The sequence below is a fragment of the Halostagnicola alkaliphila genome (assembly GCF_055379965.1).
On sequence record NZ_AP043826.1, the window covers coordinates 212,748 to 226,531 of the forward strand.

General features: G+C 60.9%; 16 protein-coding genes. 5 read left to right on the forward strand and 11 right to left on the reverse strand.

Features of this window, described 5'->3' with window-relative positions:
• Positions 1-398: 398 nt before the first annotated feature.
• From ACZ5C7_RS06125 to ACZ5C7_RS06160, 8 genes are all read right to left on the reverse strand, one after another.
• Positions 399-1,355, reverse strand: a complete 957-nt coding sequence (locus ACZ5C7_RS06125; protein ID WP_464375466.1) for a permease — start codon at positions 1,353-1,355, stop codon at positions 399-401.
• Position 1,356: 1 nt separating this feature from the next.
• Positions 1,357-1,740, reverse strand: coding sequence for an ArsR/SmtB family transcription factor (locus ACZ5C7_RS06130; RefSeq protein ID WP_464375467.1), 384 nt, complete (start codon positions 1,738-1,740; stop codon positions 1,357-1,359).
• Positions 1,741-2,348: 608 nt separating this feature from the next.
• A complete protein-coding gene (locus ACZ5C7_RS06135) occupies positions 2,349-3,440 on the reverse strand; it encodes a geranylgeranyl reductase family protein (RefSeq protein WP_464375468.1) in 1,092 nt (363 codons plus the stop codon).
• An 86-nt stretch (positions 3,441-3,526) separates the two neighbouring features.
• Positions 3,527-4,171 (reverse strand): GTP-dependent dephospho-CoA kinase family protein, encoded by a 645-nt coding sequence (locus tag ACZ5C7_RS06140; RefSeq protein ID WP_464375469.1) that lies wholly within the window; start codon positions 4,169-4,171, stop codon positions 3,527-3,529.
• Between the two features lie 12 nt (positions 4,172-4,183).
• Complete coding sequence (spt4, locus tag ACZ5C7_RS06145; RefSeq protein ID WP_464375470.1) at positions 4,184-4,381, reverse strand: transcription elongation factor subunit Spt4; 198 nt, start codon at positions 4,379-4,381, stop codon at positions 4,184-4,186.
• Between the two features lie 2 nt (positions 4,382-4,383).
• Complete coding sequence (locus tag ACZ5C7_RS06150) at positions 4,384-4,956, reverse strand: DNA-directed RNA polymerase (RefSeq protein ID WP_464375471.1); 573 nt, start codon at positions 4,954-4,956, stop codon at positions 4,384-4,386.
• Complete coding sequence (locus ACZ5C7_RS06155) at positions 4,957-5,343, reverse strand: PIN domain-containing protein (RefSeq protein WP_464375472.1); 387 nt, start codon at positions 5,341-5,343, stop codon at positions 4,957-4,959.
• A gap of 6 nt (positions 5,344-5,349) precedes the next feature.
• Complete coding sequence (locus ACZ5C7_RS06160; RefSeq protein ID WP_464375473.1) at positions 5,350-6,582, reverse strand: translation initiation factor IF-2 subunit gamma; 1,233 nt, start codon at positions 6,580-6,582, stop codon at positions 5,350-5,352.
• Between the two features lie 252 nt (positions 6,583-6,834).
• Between ACZ5C7_RS06160 and ACZ5C7_RS06165 the strand changes: the two genes are divergently transcribed.
• The 3 genes from ACZ5C7_RS06165 to ACZ5C7_RS06175 all read left to right on the forward strand — a co-directional run bounded on the left by ACZ5C7_RS06165 (position 6,835) and on the right by ACZ5C7_RS06175 (position 9,485).
• Positions 6,835-7,782, forward strand: coding sequence for a DUF7351 domain-containing protein (locus tag ACZ5C7_RS06165; protein ID WP_464375474.1), 948 nt, complete (start codon positions 6,835-6,837; stop codon positions 7,780-7,782).
• Between the two features lie 190 nt (positions 7,783-7,972).
• On the forward strand, positions 7,973-8,362 hold the full coding sequence (locus tag ACZ5C7_RS06170; RefSeq protein ID WP_464375475.1) for a hypothetical protein: 390 nt from the start codon (positions 7,973-7,975) through the stop codon (positions 8,360-8,362).
• 40 nt (positions 8,363-8,402) lie between these two features.
• Positions 8,403-9,485, forward strand: coding sequence for a DUF5787 family protein (locus ACZ5C7_RS06175; RefSeq protein WP_464375476.1), 1,083 nt, complete (start codon positions 8,403-8,405; stop codon positions 9,483-9,485).
• Between the two features lie 14 nt (positions 9,486-9,499).
• Here ACZ5C7_RS06175 and ACZ5C7_RS06180 read toward each other — a convergent pair whose 3' ends face one another.
• The 3 genes from ACZ5C7_RS06180 to ACZ5C7_RS06190 all read right to left on the reverse strand — a co-directional run bounded on the left by ACZ5C7_RS06180 (position 9,500) and on the right by ACZ5C7_RS06190 (position 12,273).
• Positions 9,500-10,327, reverse strand: coding sequence for an MBL fold metallo-hydrolase (locus ACZ5C7_RS06180; RefSeq protein WP_464375477.1), 828 nt, complete (start codon positions 10,325-10,327; stop codon positions 9,500-9,502).
• 2 nt (positions 10,328-10,329) lie between these two features.
• Entirely contained in the window at positions 10,330-10,773 is a 444-nt protein-coding gene (locus tag ACZ5C7_RS06185) for a DUF2237 family protein (protein ID WP_464375478.1), read from the reverse strand.
• Between the two features lie 87 nt (positions 10,774-10,860).
• Positions 10,861-12,273 carry an ATP-binding protein gene (locus ACZ5C7_RS06190; protein ID WP_464375479.1) on the reverse strand — a complete coding sequence of 471 codons (1,413 nt, stop codon included), beginning with the start codon at positions 12,271-12,273 and terminating at the stop codon, positions 10,861-10,863.
• A gap of 162 nt (positions 12,274-12,435) precedes the next feature.
• On the opposite strand from ACZ5C7_RS06190, the gene ACZ5C7_RS06195 reads away from it, so the two are divergent.
• Positions 12,436-12,804, forward strand: coding sequence for a universal stress protein (locus ACZ5C7_RS06195; RefSeq protein ID WP_464375480.1), 369 nt, complete (start codon positions 12,436-12,438; stop codon positions 12,802-12,804).
• Positions 12,805-12,806: 2 nt separating this feature from the next.
• Positions 12,807-13,373, forward strand: coding sequence for an N-acetyltransferase family protein (locus tag ACZ5C7_RS06200; RefSeq protein ID WP_464375481.1), 567 nt, complete (start codon positions 12,807-12,809; stop codon positions 13,371-13,373).
• The last annotated feature ends 411 nt before the right edge of the window (positions 13,374-13,784 follow it).

Below are 13,784 nucleotides of genomic sequence, written 5' to 3' on the forward strand. Positions count from 1 at the left end.
ACTTATTCAGAAAGGGTTACGAGCAAATTCCAACGAAGTGGCTAATTGCTCGGTTTGTGTGCCCGAATAGTCGCAGAAACGAGTACCTCGTCTAAGTCGCGGTCGTCACCCCACTCCGGATGAAGTCTTGGGTTTCGTCCTGAGGTTCGATTTGGACGTCTTGGAATCCCGCCTCTTCGAGAAGATCGTGCTGTTCATCGTCAGTGAAAGTCGACTCTTCTTGAAAGATAGTGTTTTCAATCAGTGTTATTTATCGGTAGAGTGTCATGTTTTTCGGAGTCTGCTGTGGCGAGGATTGTGTCGACTGCTGGTTTGATGGGTCAGGACCCAGTCTGCAATCCAACAGGCTTGCTACCTTCACTAGAGTGTCTAAGCGTTGGTCTCTGATATTATGGAGATCAGATGATGAAGAGATTGAACACGACGCCAACGGTAATACCGATTGTGACGACGGTTCCAGCGTAGACGAGCAATAGTCGGCGTTTGAACAGCTTGTTTAGGAGGATTAGATTCGGAATGCTCACGCCTGCGCCACCGATAACGAACGCAAGAACGGTCCCGACCGCAATCCCCTGTTCGCTGAGCGAGGCGGCGATGGGGAGCATGCCACTGAGGCTAATGTAAACCGGGGCACCAGCTAACGCCGCTAACGGCACGGCGAGCGGGTTCTCCGGACCAAGGACGGTATGAATCACATCAACCGGAACGGCGCCGTGAATCAGCGCACCGATCGTCATTCCGAGTATAAGATACGGAAGTGTATCGACGAAGAACGACCACGCTTCACGCGCGGCCGATTCGAAATGCTGTCGATGCGTCTGCTCTACATTCGCTGTCCCTCCGGCACAGCAATCAACGGTCCCGCCGTCCGCTACGGCCTGACTCGTACTATCCGTAATGCGGACCTCTTTGACGTGGTCAACTAATCCGAGCCGTCCGATGATGATACCACCAACGACAGCGGCAACGAAGGTGATCGTAACGTAGTAGGCAGTCACCTCAATTCCGAAGAGGCCGAGAAGCAGAACCACTGCAATCCAGTTGACCAGGGGCGATGCAAGTAGAAACGAGAACGCGAGTCCAAGCGGCGCACCTGCTTGCAACAAACCAGCGAGGATAGGGACAGTCGAACACGAACAAAACGGAGTTACCGCACCGAAGCCAGCTGCAGCAACGTTGCCAGTCCCTTCGTCATGACCATGGAGCTTGCGTTCGACCTTCTCTGGGGGGAGATACTCCTGTGCAAGGCCCACGAGGAAGGAGGCCCCAATGAACAGCGGTACGAGAACGACGGCGAGGTGCAGGAAGTAATCCCACGAGTCGAGGAGTGCGTTGGTAAGGCCTGGTGGAAGCATTTCAAACGTCCTCTTGAATGGCGTGGGCGAGGTCGAGCAGTTCGAAGACTGCGGTATCGGCGATGCGATAATAGCTCCACTTACCCTTCTTCCGGGATTTGACCAGTCCTGCCTCTTTCAGCTTCCGGAGGTGGGTGGCGACCGTCGATTGGGGTGCGTCGAGCACGATCTGTAACTCACAACCACAGCACTCGGATTCGCGGAGTGCGCTCAGAACTCGGAGGCGGTCCTCATTCCCGAGGGCCTTGAAGACGGTCTCCTGACCGGCGACATCTTGTTCAGATGGCCGGATATCCTGCAAGGTGGCGATTCGTTCTTCTGGATCGTCGTACAGCCGTTCGAGTGCGCTGTAGGCTTCGTCGGGTAGCGAATCTGTCTTAGGCATATTTGATTTTCTCGATTCGAATTATTTGCAGCAGCTTTCGGACTCGGTTTCTGTCGAATCAGATTGGACTTCTTCGATAGCCGTTCCACAACATTCGGACCCCTCATCCTGCCTGTATCGGTTTGCGAGACGATTCCAGATTCGGTTGAGGGTACTCTGAGTCATCACCATCATATCGTATTTTCTCGATTCATATGAAGGTTATGGTGGCACAGGTTTAGCCTCGCAGTTGAGAAGAGGATTTGCATGGTCACGCTTCAGCACAATACTTAGCGAGAGCGACGTTGACGTGAGTGGGCGCTTGATGACCTCAAAAGACAGAATCTAGACTACATGCATAAAATTCGCGATGAAATCGAACAGCGAGTTATCGACCTGTTTGAAGAGTCCAGCGAGATTTTACAAAAATAGTCTCGCTACTCCCTACTGGAGTAAATAGCGATCAGGTTTGTGGTCCCCCGGACTGCTTCCCACTGGAGTGATTAAATATACGACTCACCATGATAGAAATATAATTATCTGTAGCTACTCACCTTCCGAACCTCTGCTCGAGGAGCGGTACAAGAGCTGAGAGCAGCCCAACCCGAGAAGAATCGTCCCCCATCCGGTCACCGCCGCAGACTCGAGACCATGGCCTGAGCGTGCTCGAGGGAGAACGCTGACGTCGGTCGATCCATGTGAACGCCGATTTCGCCCGAGAGCGCGCCGAGCCCGATCCGCTGGACGGGTTCGGGAAGCGAGTAAGCGCGACGGATAAGGTGGCCGAATCGTTGTTCGCGCTCGAGTTCCTCACGCCAGGCGTGTTCGTAAGCCGCGAGGGAGGTCGGGCGGTCGGGATCGATTTCTCGAGCGGCGTGATCGGCGCAGGTCATGCTGTAGAGGATGCCGCCGCCGGTGAACGGTTTCGTCTGGCCGGCGGCGTCGCCGAGCAAAAAGCCTCGTCGGGTCGTCACGCGATCCGGCGGTCCGATCGGAATCGCTCCCGAACACCGGTGGGAGACGTTGACCTCGTAGCCGTCGACGAGTTCCTCGAAGTGCTTGTTCACCTGTACGCCCGGCGGCGCGGCGAGACCGTACTCGACGCCGGCGTCGCCGCGGGGGATCCGCCACGCGAAAAACCGGGGCGCGGTGAGGTGGACGTCGACGAAGTCCTCGTCGTCGGCCTCGTCCGAGAACGCGAGAACGCCGTGGAGCAGTTCGTCCGGTTCCGGGAGCGAAAGCGCCTCGCGAACCCTCGATCGCGGGCCGTCACAGCCCGCGACCATCTTGGCCTCGAACGTCCGCTCCCCCTCGGGCCCTTTCGCGTCGATTTCGACCGACTCCGTGGATTCGCGTACGGCAGTTACGGTGTGTTCGTCTCGAACGTCCGCGCCTGCCTCCCGTGCGAGGGCCGCGAGGTGGCGATCCAGCCCGACACGGTCGATCACGTTCGACACGACTTCGTCCTTGTAGAAGGGGTAGGCTTCGCTCCCCGGCCCTTGGACGTGAAATCGCGCACCGCGAACCTCGTTCTGAAGGAGTTCCTCGCGAGCACCCTCCCCGGTGAACGTCCAGATATCGGTACTGACGTGTCCCGAACAAGCCAGCGGCTCGCCGATCGATCCTTTCTCGAGTGCGAGCACGTCGTAGCCGTTCTCGGCCGCTCGTCGGGCGAAGCGCGCCCCCGGCGGGCCGACGCCGACGACAACGAAATCGTACATATACATCACGTTCACGCCGCCGAGTAAATAGTTTCTCGACTCTCGCTGTGTGTCCGAATCCGGATTTTAGGACCGCAATCGGCGCATTAGACGTCTTCGAGGAGAGCCCAGATTGCGTCGCCGTCGCCCTCGAAGCGCTCGAGTAACGTCCGAACCCGACTCCGAACCTCGTCGTCGACGCGAACGTGGACCATTCCTTCGTCAGGTTGACCGTAGACGACGCTCGCGCCGTTGGGTGCGGCGACGATCGCGGGCAGCGCTGCGAGATCCTCCTCGCCGTCGACGAGGATCGTAATCGGGTCGTCGGCCACGAGTGCCTCTACTAGCGCGCCGACGAGTTCCTCGGTGATGACCCCCGGCGGGTTCTCGACCTCGAGGTTGACGCCGTCGGTGACGGCGCATTCGATCTCCTCGTCGACGGCGCTGCGTTTGGTTCGGCCGTCGACCAGCGAGACATCCGGCTGGTGGCCGGTCTGTAAAAAGTGATAGGTGACGACGTCGCCGACGGCGACGAGCGGTCCCGAGACCGATGCTAACAGGACATCGGCGTCGGTTTCGATTGGTCCAAATGGGTCTTTTAGCTCCCCTCGAGCGTCGACAGGAAGCGAGAGCGAGGACTGGCCGTCGCTGCTCGAGTCAGTGTCACTCGGCGGAGGAGATTCGACTTCGTCGGCGTTGTTGTCGTCGCTGTGACCTGTGTCGTCGTCGGCATCAGGGCCAGTTCGAGTCACGGTTTGACCGCGTCACCGGACCTTGAGCGCGTACGCGCCGGGTTCGGTGACCTGCATCTCTGTTGCGATCTGGCTCTCCGTCGGATGGGCGATGACGACGTAGCCCGCCCAGTCCTCGGTCAGCGACGACGACGCACAGCTTTCGCAGGTTTCGGCGTCGGCGTCGTTGACCCGGTGACACTCTCGACAGACGAGGCGATTCGAAGCCATCGTTATTCACCTGCCGCGGCTTCTTCGCGTTGTTCTCGGTCTTCCTGGAGCCACCCGTGTTTCCCGAGACCGGGCTGTTTCGCGGTCAGACCGATCTTCGAGTCCCGCGGATTGCGTTCGTCGATACTCTTGGTGACGATCCGCGCGCGAACGGCGTCGTCGACGCCGAGCGTCCGATTCGACTCGTTCGAGGCGAGTTGCTGGTTCTCCGCGTCGAACGCGAGATACTCGTCGCTGATCTGGGAGACGTGGAGCAGTCCGTCGACGGGGCCGATGCCGACGAAGGCACCGAACTCGACGACTTCGACGACGGTGCCGTCGACGACCTCCTGCATCTGCGGATCGAAGGTTATCGCGTCGAATTCGGCCTCGTAGTAGACGCCCGGCTCGTTCGGAAGAACCGTCCCCTCACCGATATCGATAACATCGGTGACCGAGACGACGCTTCCGACTTCCTCGTCCATTCGTCCTTCCAGTTTGTCCTGGAGTAGTCGCTTGACGAGCAGCGGCGAAACGTCGCCGAGCTCCTCTGGCGGTACTTCTACGGTGTCAGTTAATCTAGCCCGTTTGTACATCTATGGTTGAGTTACTGCCAACTTGTTTCTCCCGCGTAATGCAATTACCGGTCTACTCGCCTCGAGCACCCGGTCGCGTAGCGGGCGGTCGTTCGTGACGACGTAGTCGACCGCGCCCTCGCGTGCGAGTTCGACCAGCGCGTCGTCCGCGTACGATTCCTCCGTGTCGACCACGAGACAGCGGTCGGTCGCCAGGTCGTGGCCGACGTTCGCCGCGGTGCCCTCCGTGCCGCCTTTCTCCGACAAGCGACGAAGTTCTTCGACGACGGGTTGTGGTGTCGTCGGCTCGAACTCCCCGAGTATCCGGTCGAGTTCGTCGAACAGCCGCACGTCGAGTTCGACCGGCATCATCAGCGCACTCGTATCGAGGGCAACCCGCGAACTCATTGTGACTTACTCCGTGAGCGTTCCGAGGCCGATCAGGCGCCATCGAGCGCCGATCCGGCGGTTAATCGCAATTTTCGCGCCCGGGTCCGCACAGACGGGGCGTTTGAGTTTGACCTCGCACTCGCCCTCGCGCGCGCTCGTGACCGCGCCGACGGTCGTCGACGTGCCGACGGTCATCATGAGCGGTTCGCCCGTACTGATCTCGTCGACGGTTTCGCCGCCGTCGACGCCGACGACGCGCTCGAGCAGGTCCACATCCATCGTGAACTTCTCCCACGTCGGTGGAAGCGAACCCGGTGGGCCGGCCATCTGGCCAGCTAACGCGTCACCTTTCGTCAGCGACGGATCGAGACCGGTTCCGACGCCGAGCAGTCCGCCAGGCGTGACGGTGTCGACGTTTTCGCCGCCGGCCTGCAGCGATCGGATCGTCGTTTCGATCGGAACGTACTCGCTCTGTCCACCCTCTTCGATCTCGCGGCCGGGTTTCACCTCAAGGTCGTCCTCGACCTCGAATTCGCCGGCGACCAGGCTGCCGCCGAGGACGCCGCCGGTGAGGTCCTCGAAGGTCGTTCCCGGTTTGTTGATATCGAAGCTCCGGGCGACGTGAAGTCGAGCGTCGGTTCCCGGATCGCGTTCGGGAGTCGGGATCTCCGATTCGATGGCTCCGATGAGCAGATCGATGTTTACGTCCTGGCCCGCGCTGACGGGGACGACGGGGGCGTCTTCGGCGACGGTTCCCTCGACGAACTCCTGAATCTGTTCGAAGTTGTTTCGCGCCGTCTCGCCGTCGACGAGGTCGACCTTGTTCTGTGCGATGACGATGTTCTCGATACCGATGAGATCCAGCGCCATCAGGTGCTCTTCGGTCTGGGGCTGTGGAACGGGTTCGTTGGCGCTGACCACCAACACTGCGCCATCCATCAGCGACGCTCCCGAGAGCATCGTCGCCATCAGGGTCTCGTGACCCGGCGCATCGACGAACGAAACGGTCCGTAGCGGCTCACTCTCCGAGCCGTCCGGACACTCCTCTTCGACGGTGTAGCACTCGGGTTCGTCCATCCCGGGACACGTGCGGAAGGTTGCGTCCGCATAGCCCAGCCTGATGGAGATTCCGCGTTTCATCTCCTCGCTGTGTTGGTCCGTCCACGAGCCGCTGAGCGCCTGTACCAGCGTCGTCTTGCCGTGGTCGACGTGGCCGACGAGCCCGATGTTCACCTCCGGTTGTTGATTTCCTGCCATAAGACGATGAGTAATCTTGAATATGCCTTCCCGTGTGCGCTTGATAAACCTACTGTTCTCGGAGCGAATCCGCCGCCGGAAACGTACTCGAGTGACTGTCGGTCACCCCAATTGGTAGTTCGTGTAAACGTTTTTGTAACGATTCCAACCGTAGTTCGTGAGCGGTTCGGGCAGGAGAACTACATTGGTTGGAATCGTTACAAAATTTCGACTAAGGGAACGATTTTGTCAGTTGATCGCGTGAACCACCACATGAGCCGATCAAACGCTTCACGACAGTCGGGCGAATCCGAGGGAGTCCTCGAGTGTACCGACTGTCTGGATCCCGCCGACGCGTTCGCGTTGATCGGGAACGAAACCCGGCTGGCGATCCTCGAGGCGCTGTGGGCCGCCGACGAACAGCCCGTCCCGTTTTCCGAACTCAGGCGCGGGGTCGGGATGCGCGACTCCGCGCAGTTTAACTACCACCTCCAGAAGCTGACGGGGCACTTCATCAGAAACGTCGACGGCTCGCTCGACGGCGACTCCGCCTCGACCGCGAACGGCGGCTACGAGTTCAAACACGCCGGGGAGAAGGTCGTTCGGTCGGTTATCGCGGGCTCGTTCACCGAAACGCCGACGATCGAACCGTTTCCCGTCCAGGGCGGGTGTGTCACCTGCGGCGGTCCGCTGCAAGCCGAGTACGTCGACGAGCAGTTGGCGATCGAGTGTACGGACTGCGACCAGCGCCACGGCGAGTACTCGTTTCCGCCCGGCGGACTGAACGACCGCACGTTAGAGGAGGTAGCCGACGCGTTCGATCAGCGGGTTCGACACCTGCACTGTCTGGCGGCCGACGGAGTGTGTCCGGAGTGCAACGGCCGAACGGAATCGACCGTCGTCGAGGAAGCCGACGGGGAGTGCTGTCTCGGCGCCGGCGTCCGCGTCGATCACGACTGCCAGCAGTGTGGCCACAGCCTGTGTTCGGCCGTCGGACTGCAACTGCTCGACCACTCGACGGTCGTGAGCTTCCACCGCGAGCGGGGCGTCTCGCTCGACGAGCGCCCGTACTGGACGCTCCCCTGGTGCGTCTCAGACCAACACACGTCGATTCTCGAGCGCGATCCGTACCGACTCGAGGTCGCCATTCCGCTAGCCGGGGACCGCCTTCGGATCACGCTCGACGACGAACTGGACGTCCTCGAGACGGTGGTCGACTAGCGAATTCGGATACACATCCGCGGTAGAACCAACGATTCTGCGCCCGAGCGACGCCGGCGTTTTTCCTCGGCACCCGTGGTTTCCCATCACTACTCGAACGATTTTCAGTCCGATACATTACAAAACCATATTTCAGATTATACTTATTCTCGGCCGGGGCGTCCACTCACTCGAGGAGCCAACTCGAGTCATGTACACCAATTCACCGCCCGATTCCGTCGAACCGGCCGCTTCTCGAAGCCCGCTCGACGAGCTGGTACTCAGTGTCGCGACTGCGATCCTCCTGCTCGTCGTTCTCGCCAGCGCCTTGGCCGTCGTCGCCGTCGCCGACGGGCCGACACCGGTCGTGTATTCAGCCGCGTTGACCACTGGGTTCGTCGTTCTCGTCGGCATTCCGATCGCGGGACAAGTGCTCGTCCGTACGGTTGCAGAGACGCTCTCGGCCCGTCTCGAGGACCGACAAATGAGACAACGAGAGAACCGTCATGCTGAGAACGAGGGCCGTTTCCCGAACCGACAACACGAGGCCGAATCTGAACCGGAACCCGTCTCGGCACGTACGCGGCCGTCGGACCGGTAGATTCCGACAGTTTTTGTCGATCCGTTCTCTCTCTTCGGTCGTGTCTGAGTTCGCGTTCGAACTCGAGCTGTGTGCCCACCTCGAGTCCGCCGGCCGGCCGGGAACGACCGGCGACGGCATCGTCGCCAGGCAACTCGGCGGAGCCGTCGCCGAGCCGGGCGGGCGGATCCTCGACGTCGTCTGCGTCGAGCCGGGGCCGGCGTTCGAAGAGCGACTGGCGCTGACGAGTGAGACGATCCCCGACGCCGCCATCGAGGCCGACGTCGGCCCCGGAACGGCTCGCTACTGGAAAGATGCCTTCGCCGACGACTGTCACCCCGAGCGAGCGAAAAGCGCGGTCGAACGCGCCCTCGAGATCGACTTCTTCGAATCCGAACTGCGAAACGGCCGCGAGTACGTCCGACAGGTCGCGCGCTATCCCGACTGGTACTCGCGAATCGTCGGCATCGAAAACAAACCCGATCTCGGAACGCCGGGCGACCTCGAGGCCCAGCTCCGGACCGACGCGAGCCTCGGGCTCGTCGACGAAGCCATCCTCGCGACCGAGAGCTACGTCACCGGCGCGCACCTGAACCGAATTCCAGAGGAGGTCGGCGTCTGGCGCGTCTCGAGGGAGGGGACGGATGGTAGCGTCGGAGAGGGAGGGCTCGTGATTGAGGTAATCCGAGAACCGACGCCGCTCTCACCGGACGAGCCGGGTATCGAGCCGCTCGAGTACCAGCCGGGCCACACCGACGTGGCGGTCGTCTCGCCCGAACGGAAAGCCCGGACGCGGAGACAAATGGCGGAGCGCGCGTTCGGAAAGGGGTGGCGAACGTTCCGGTTTCCCGACTGTGGGGCCTGCGAGCCGTCGACAACCGGTGCTGGAGACGAAACGGAGGGGGTCGAGAACTCGGGGAGTCGCGGCGAATCCGTGCCGAACTCGTCGACGCCGCTCCCGTTCTGTTCCTGGAAGGGGCGAATCGTCGACGCCGAGTCGGAGTGTGGCGCTTCGTGTCCGGGTCACGATCCGGCGACCGAGCCGGAGATCGACCTCGAGGCCGAACGTGGCCGTCGAACGCCGTGGCGGTGCGACCCGAGCGGCGAGCGCCGGCGGCAGTCGGGGCTAGATCAGTTCGGGTAGCTCGAGGAACGAGTTTACTCGAGAACGTACTGTTCGCCGTCGAGCGCCAGCGGTTCTTCGAACGCTTCGTCGGCCGGGTAGTAATGGGCCACGTGAACCAGTCGCGTCTTCTCGGCGTTCAGTTCGTCGGCGAGTTCGATTGCTCCCTCTCGAGTCATGTGTTTCGTGCCGAACGTCCGGGGAACGCCGTCGAAATTCTCGTGGCGACCGCCGATCGGATGGAACTCACAGAGGTGTGCCGGAACGATCCCGTCGGCCAGCAGGAGATCGGCGTCGGCCAGCACCGCTCGAGACTCCTCGGGAACGGCGTAGCTCGTGTCGCCCGAAATCGACAGTTTCGAGCCCGTCTTGGGGTCCTCAATCGCCAGCCCGTAACAGACCAACGGTGGATGGGAGACGGGGACGAGCGTTACGTCGAAGCCACAGAGACGAACCGGCTCGAGCGGCGTCGTCGGATGGACCGTCACCGGGTCGAGGTAGTCGTAATCGTTCGCGACCGTCTCGGCGACGCTTTTGCCCGTCTTCGGATCGGTCTCGTCCGCGGCGTACACGTCGAGTTCATCGAGTACTCGAAAGACGTTGCCCAGTCCGTCTAAGTGATCGAAGTGGATATGCGTGATAACCGCAGCGTCGGGCAACGGCACGTCTTCGCGCAGAAACTGATAGCGAAAGTCCGGACTGAAATCGATCAGGAACGACTCGTCCGTTCGCTCGTTCTCCACATGGACCGAAAACCGAGTGCGTTCGATATCGCGGTCTCGAGCGGCTTCGCAGGTGTCACAGTCACAGCCGACGGTTGGCGTCCCCGTCGTATCGCCGGACCCGAGTAACGTGACTCGCATCGTCACGTCTCGTCGTCGAGAACTCCGCGTTCGTCGCTGTCACTTCCTCGGTCGTCGATCCGCCAGCCGGAACCGGTCTCTCGTTCGTATTCGTGTTCGCGCAATAGATCCGGTTCGACATCTCGAAGCACCGCCTCGTTGGTCGCCTCGAGAACGACCGGCGGCGCGTGGCCGGCCTCCTCGGCCTCGATCCAGCGGCCGAGACAGAGACACCAGCGGTCACCGGGCTCGAGGCCGGGGAACTCGAACTGCGGTTTGGGCGTCGTGAGGTCGTTTCCCTGCGCCTTACTGAAGGAGAGAAACTCCTCGGTCATCACGGCACAGAGTTCGTGGCGACCCCGGTCGCCCTCGATGCGCCGACAACAGCCGTCGCGGAGAAAGCCGGTCTCCGGATCGGCGCTACAGGGCTGGAGTTCGGTTCCGTAGACGTTCCGATCGGTGGACATACGTACAGGTATCGGACGGGGGGACGAAAAGAGTGGCGTCAGAGATCGCCTGCGGGGAGTCGAGTAGTGGGGAAGAACGAGCCGACGCTAATCGTCGTGACTGTGATCATGCGCATGATCGTGGTCGTGATCGTGCGAACGGTCGTCCTCACTTTCGCCGCCGATATCGCCGCCTGCAACCAGCGCGTCGTGATCGCCGTCGATCATGTCCATATTCTTCAGGTTATCGCGCTCTTCGAACTCCTCGACCGCGTTGAGCAGGTCGCCCTGAGTGAGATCTCGACGGTTCTCGGTCAGCGCCTCGAGAACGGCCTCTCGGAGAACCATTCGGAGGTCGCTTCCGGTGAGTCCCTGGGTCGCTTCGGCGATGACGCCCGGATCGAACTCCTCGATATCCATCGTGCTCGTGATCACCTGGAGGATGTCCGAGCGCATCCCGGAGTCGGGTTTCGGGAAGTTGACGATCTCGTCGAACCGCCGCCACGCCGCGGCGTCGAGTTGGTCCGGGTGATTGGTCGCACCGATGAGCAACACTTCGTCCTGAATCAGCGAGATGTTGTCGATGCTCTTCAAGAGCGTGTTGACCGCTCGCTTGAGCGCCGCGTGCTCGTCGCTCCGGCGAGTCTTGGCGACGGAATCGAACTCGTCGATGAAGAGGATACACGGCGAAAGCCGTTTGGCGACCTCGAAGGTCTTATCGACGTTTTTGGCCGTCTCGCCGAGGTACTGGCTCGTGATCATCGAGAGTTTGACCTCGACGAACGGCAAGTCCATGTCTCGAGCTAACGCCTGCGCGGTCGAGGTCTTTCCCGTCCCTGGCGGGCCGACGAACAGGAGCTTTCCGATCTCTCGGAGCCCGATGTTCGCGAGGTAATCGCGGTGTTCGATCGCTTTCGCGATCTTGTCGATTTCGTCCTCCTGGCTCTCGGTCAACACCAGATCGTCGAGCGTAATGTCGACCTCCTCGGGGGCACGAATCTCGACCAGGTCGAGCATGTCATCGTCTTCTTCCTCGTCGAAGTACTCCTCGAGCAGGCCGTCGATCCAAACCCGATCGGCCTGGATCGGCCGGTTTCGCTCTCGAGCTTGCTCGTGATCGACATCGAGGTCCTCGCGGTCCTCGAAGTGCTTCGCGAGGGTCGGGTTCTCGAGGACCCGCTCGTCGCTTGCACGTTCGGCGAACCAATCCTCGGCCATGTCCCGTTGGGTGAGCGAGACGGTTCCGGAGAACTCGTCGCGATCGGTGAACATGAGATCGCCGACGGCGTTCCACGGGGCGTCGACGCCGGTCGCCTCTCGAATTGTCTGATTGGTCGCCGACAGCGGACGGCTGATTCCACCCTGTCGATTTCCGCCCTGTTCGTCCTCGTCCCCCGAGCCGCTGGTCCAAAACACCTGACGGACACCGGGTTGCAAGTCGTTCTCGTCTAACGATCTATCGTCTGAATATACGCTCGTCGTGAGCAAAAACTCGACGACATCGAGCGCCGCATCACTCATTCCGTGAGCCTATTGGCCACACGGCCTTAACGCCGTCGTCACGCACACATTGTGCGATATGCGTCTGTGAGTCCCATGCACAGTTGCTACTCTCACACGGACCTGCCTCAGAACGGGCGGCTGGGCACAATCATTTTCGTCCGTCGGCACGCACACGGAGATATGAAGGTATTGCTGGGTCTCGCTGGGAGCGACGAATCGATAAAAACGCTTCGGCGAACGATCGAGCGAACGTCGGACGTCGGTGACGACCTCACCGTCGTCATCGTCGATAAACCCGAATCCAAGCGATCCCAGGAAGAGATGCACGAACAGGCGACGAAGCTCCTCACCGAAGCCGGCATCGAGACGGAGGTCAAAACCCTCGAGGGCGACCCGGGAAGCGCACTCGTCGACTTTTCCGAGCGAGGCGAATTCGATCAACTGGTCATCGGCGGCGGAACCGTCAGCCCGATGGGAAAGATCAGACTCGGCCCGATCGCCGAGTTCGTCCTGTTGAACGCACCGACGACTGTCAAACTGGTTCGATAACGATGGAACGAACACGAGAGTACTCGGACGAACCCTCCGGGCCGTTTCCGAAGCCGCCCGATTCGTTCGAAGACGGCAACGAACGAACGATCGAGATCCGGGCACCGACCGAAGTCGACGACGAGGTGCTCGAGAACCTGATCGAAATGTACGACGCGTTCGACCCGGTCGACCGCGCGCAGGGCATCCCGCCGACGGGCGAGGAGCGGATTCGTAACTGGCTCGAGTCCATCGTGGACATCGGCGTAAACGTCATCGCCCGTCACGACGGCGACGCCGTCGGTCACGCGACGCTCGTCCCGGATTCCGAGGACCCCGCGAACGTCGACGATCCCGCCGATATCGAGTGGGAACTGGCGATTTTCGTCCTGCAGGACTACCAACGGGCGGGGATCGGCACGCAGTTGCTCGAGCACCTGCTGGGCCACGCGAGCGAGATCGGCATCAAGCAGGTCTGGCTTACCGTCGAGCGGTGGAACGGTCCCGCGATCGCGCTCTACGAACGGGTCGGCTTCCATCAGACGGGAAGCGAGAGCTTCGAACAGGAGATGACGATTCGTCTCGAGTGAAGTCGCCCGTTCGGACGGTGAACGCCCCGCCTCGAGTGAGACCGTCCAGTAGAGAACGTCCGGCAGATCGACCCTCCCCAAATTTTCCACGGTTCGTCACGAATAACTGGCCTCGAGAAGTATTGTCCCCGCTCGAACGAAAACGTAGAGTGTGGTTGTTGCCCCAGCTACCAGAAAGGCTAGTACCCACAGCAGAGTTGAGTCGTGAACGGACCAAACGAGCGACACTCCGAGGTAAATTCCAAACCCTTCGAATACAACCCGTGAAAGCCACAGGAACGTCCGAAGAAGGAATACTATTCCGATCCAAAACAGAAAGATACCGGCGATGAGCGCCCCTTCGTGGAGTAACCACCGGAAGGTATCGCGGGGGGACTCGAGAGACTGTCGCGGATCCATCGTATTACACTC

What these genes read in the sequence shown, in the direction of transcription:
- ACZ5C7_RS06190 (WP_464375479.1), bottom strand. Translation starts at nt 12,273, where the DNA reads ATGAGTGATGCGGCGCTCGATGTCGTCGAGTTTTTGCTCACGACGAGC.
- ACZ5C7_RS06135 (WP_464375468.1), bottom strand. Translation starts at nt 3,440, where the DNA reads ATGTACGATTTCGTTGTCGTCGGCGTCGGCCCGCCGGGGGCGCGCTTC.
- ACZ5C7_RS06160 (WP_464375473.1), bottom strand. Translation starts at nt 6,582, where the DNA reads ATGGCAGGAAATCAACAACCGGAGGTGAACATCGGGCTCGTCGGCCAC.
- ACZ5C7_RS06185 (WP_464375478.1), bottom strand. Translation starts at nt 10,773, where the DNA reads ATGTCCACCGATCGGAACGTCTACGGAACCGAACTCCAGCCCTGTAGC.
- ACZ5C7_RS06150 (WP_464375471.1), bottom strand. Translation starts at nt 4,956, where the DNA reads ATGTACAAACGGGCTAGATTAACTGACACCGTAGAAGTACCGCCAGAG.
- ACZ5C7_RS06195 (WP_464375480.1), top strand. Translation starts at nt 12,436, where the DNA reads ATGAAGGTATTGCTGGGTCTCGCTGGGAGCGACGAATCGATAAAAACG.
- spt4 (WP_464375470.1), bottom strand. Translation starts at nt 4,381, where the DNA reads ATGGCTTCGAATCGCCTCGTCTGTCGAGAGTGTCACCGGGTCAACGAC.
- ACZ5C7_RS06200 (WP_464375481.1), top strand. Translation starts at nt 12,807, where the DNA reads ATGGAACGAACACGAGAGTACTCGGACGAACCCTCCGGGCCGTTTCCG.
- ACZ5C7_RS06125 (WP_464375466.1), bottom strand. Translation starts at nt 1,355, where the DNA reads ATGCTTCCACCAGGCCTTACCAACGCACTCCTCGACTCGTGGGATTAC.
- ACZ5C7_RS06170 (WP_464375475.1), top strand. Translation starts at nt 7,973, where the DNA reads ATGTACACCAATTCACCGCCCGATTCCGTCGAACCGGCCGCTTCTCGA.
- ACZ5C7_RS06155 (WP_464375472.1), bottom strand. Translation starts at nt 5,343, where the DNA reads ATGAGTTCGCGGGTTGCCCTCGATACGAGTGCGCTGATGATGCCGGTC.
- ACZ5C7_RS06130 (WP_464375467.1), bottom strand. Translation starts at nt 1,740, where the DNA reads ATGCCTAAGACAGATTCGCTACCCGACGAAGCCTACAGCGCACTCGAA.
- ACZ5C7_RS06180 (WP_464375477.1), bottom strand. Translation starts at nt 10,327, where the DNA reads ATGCGAGTCACGTTACTCGGGTCCGGCGATACGACGGGGACGCCAACC.
- ACZ5C7_RS06165 (WP_464375474.1), top strand. Translation starts at nt 6,835, where the DNA reads ATGAGCCGATCAAACGCTTCACGACAGTCGGGCGAATCCGAGGGAGTC.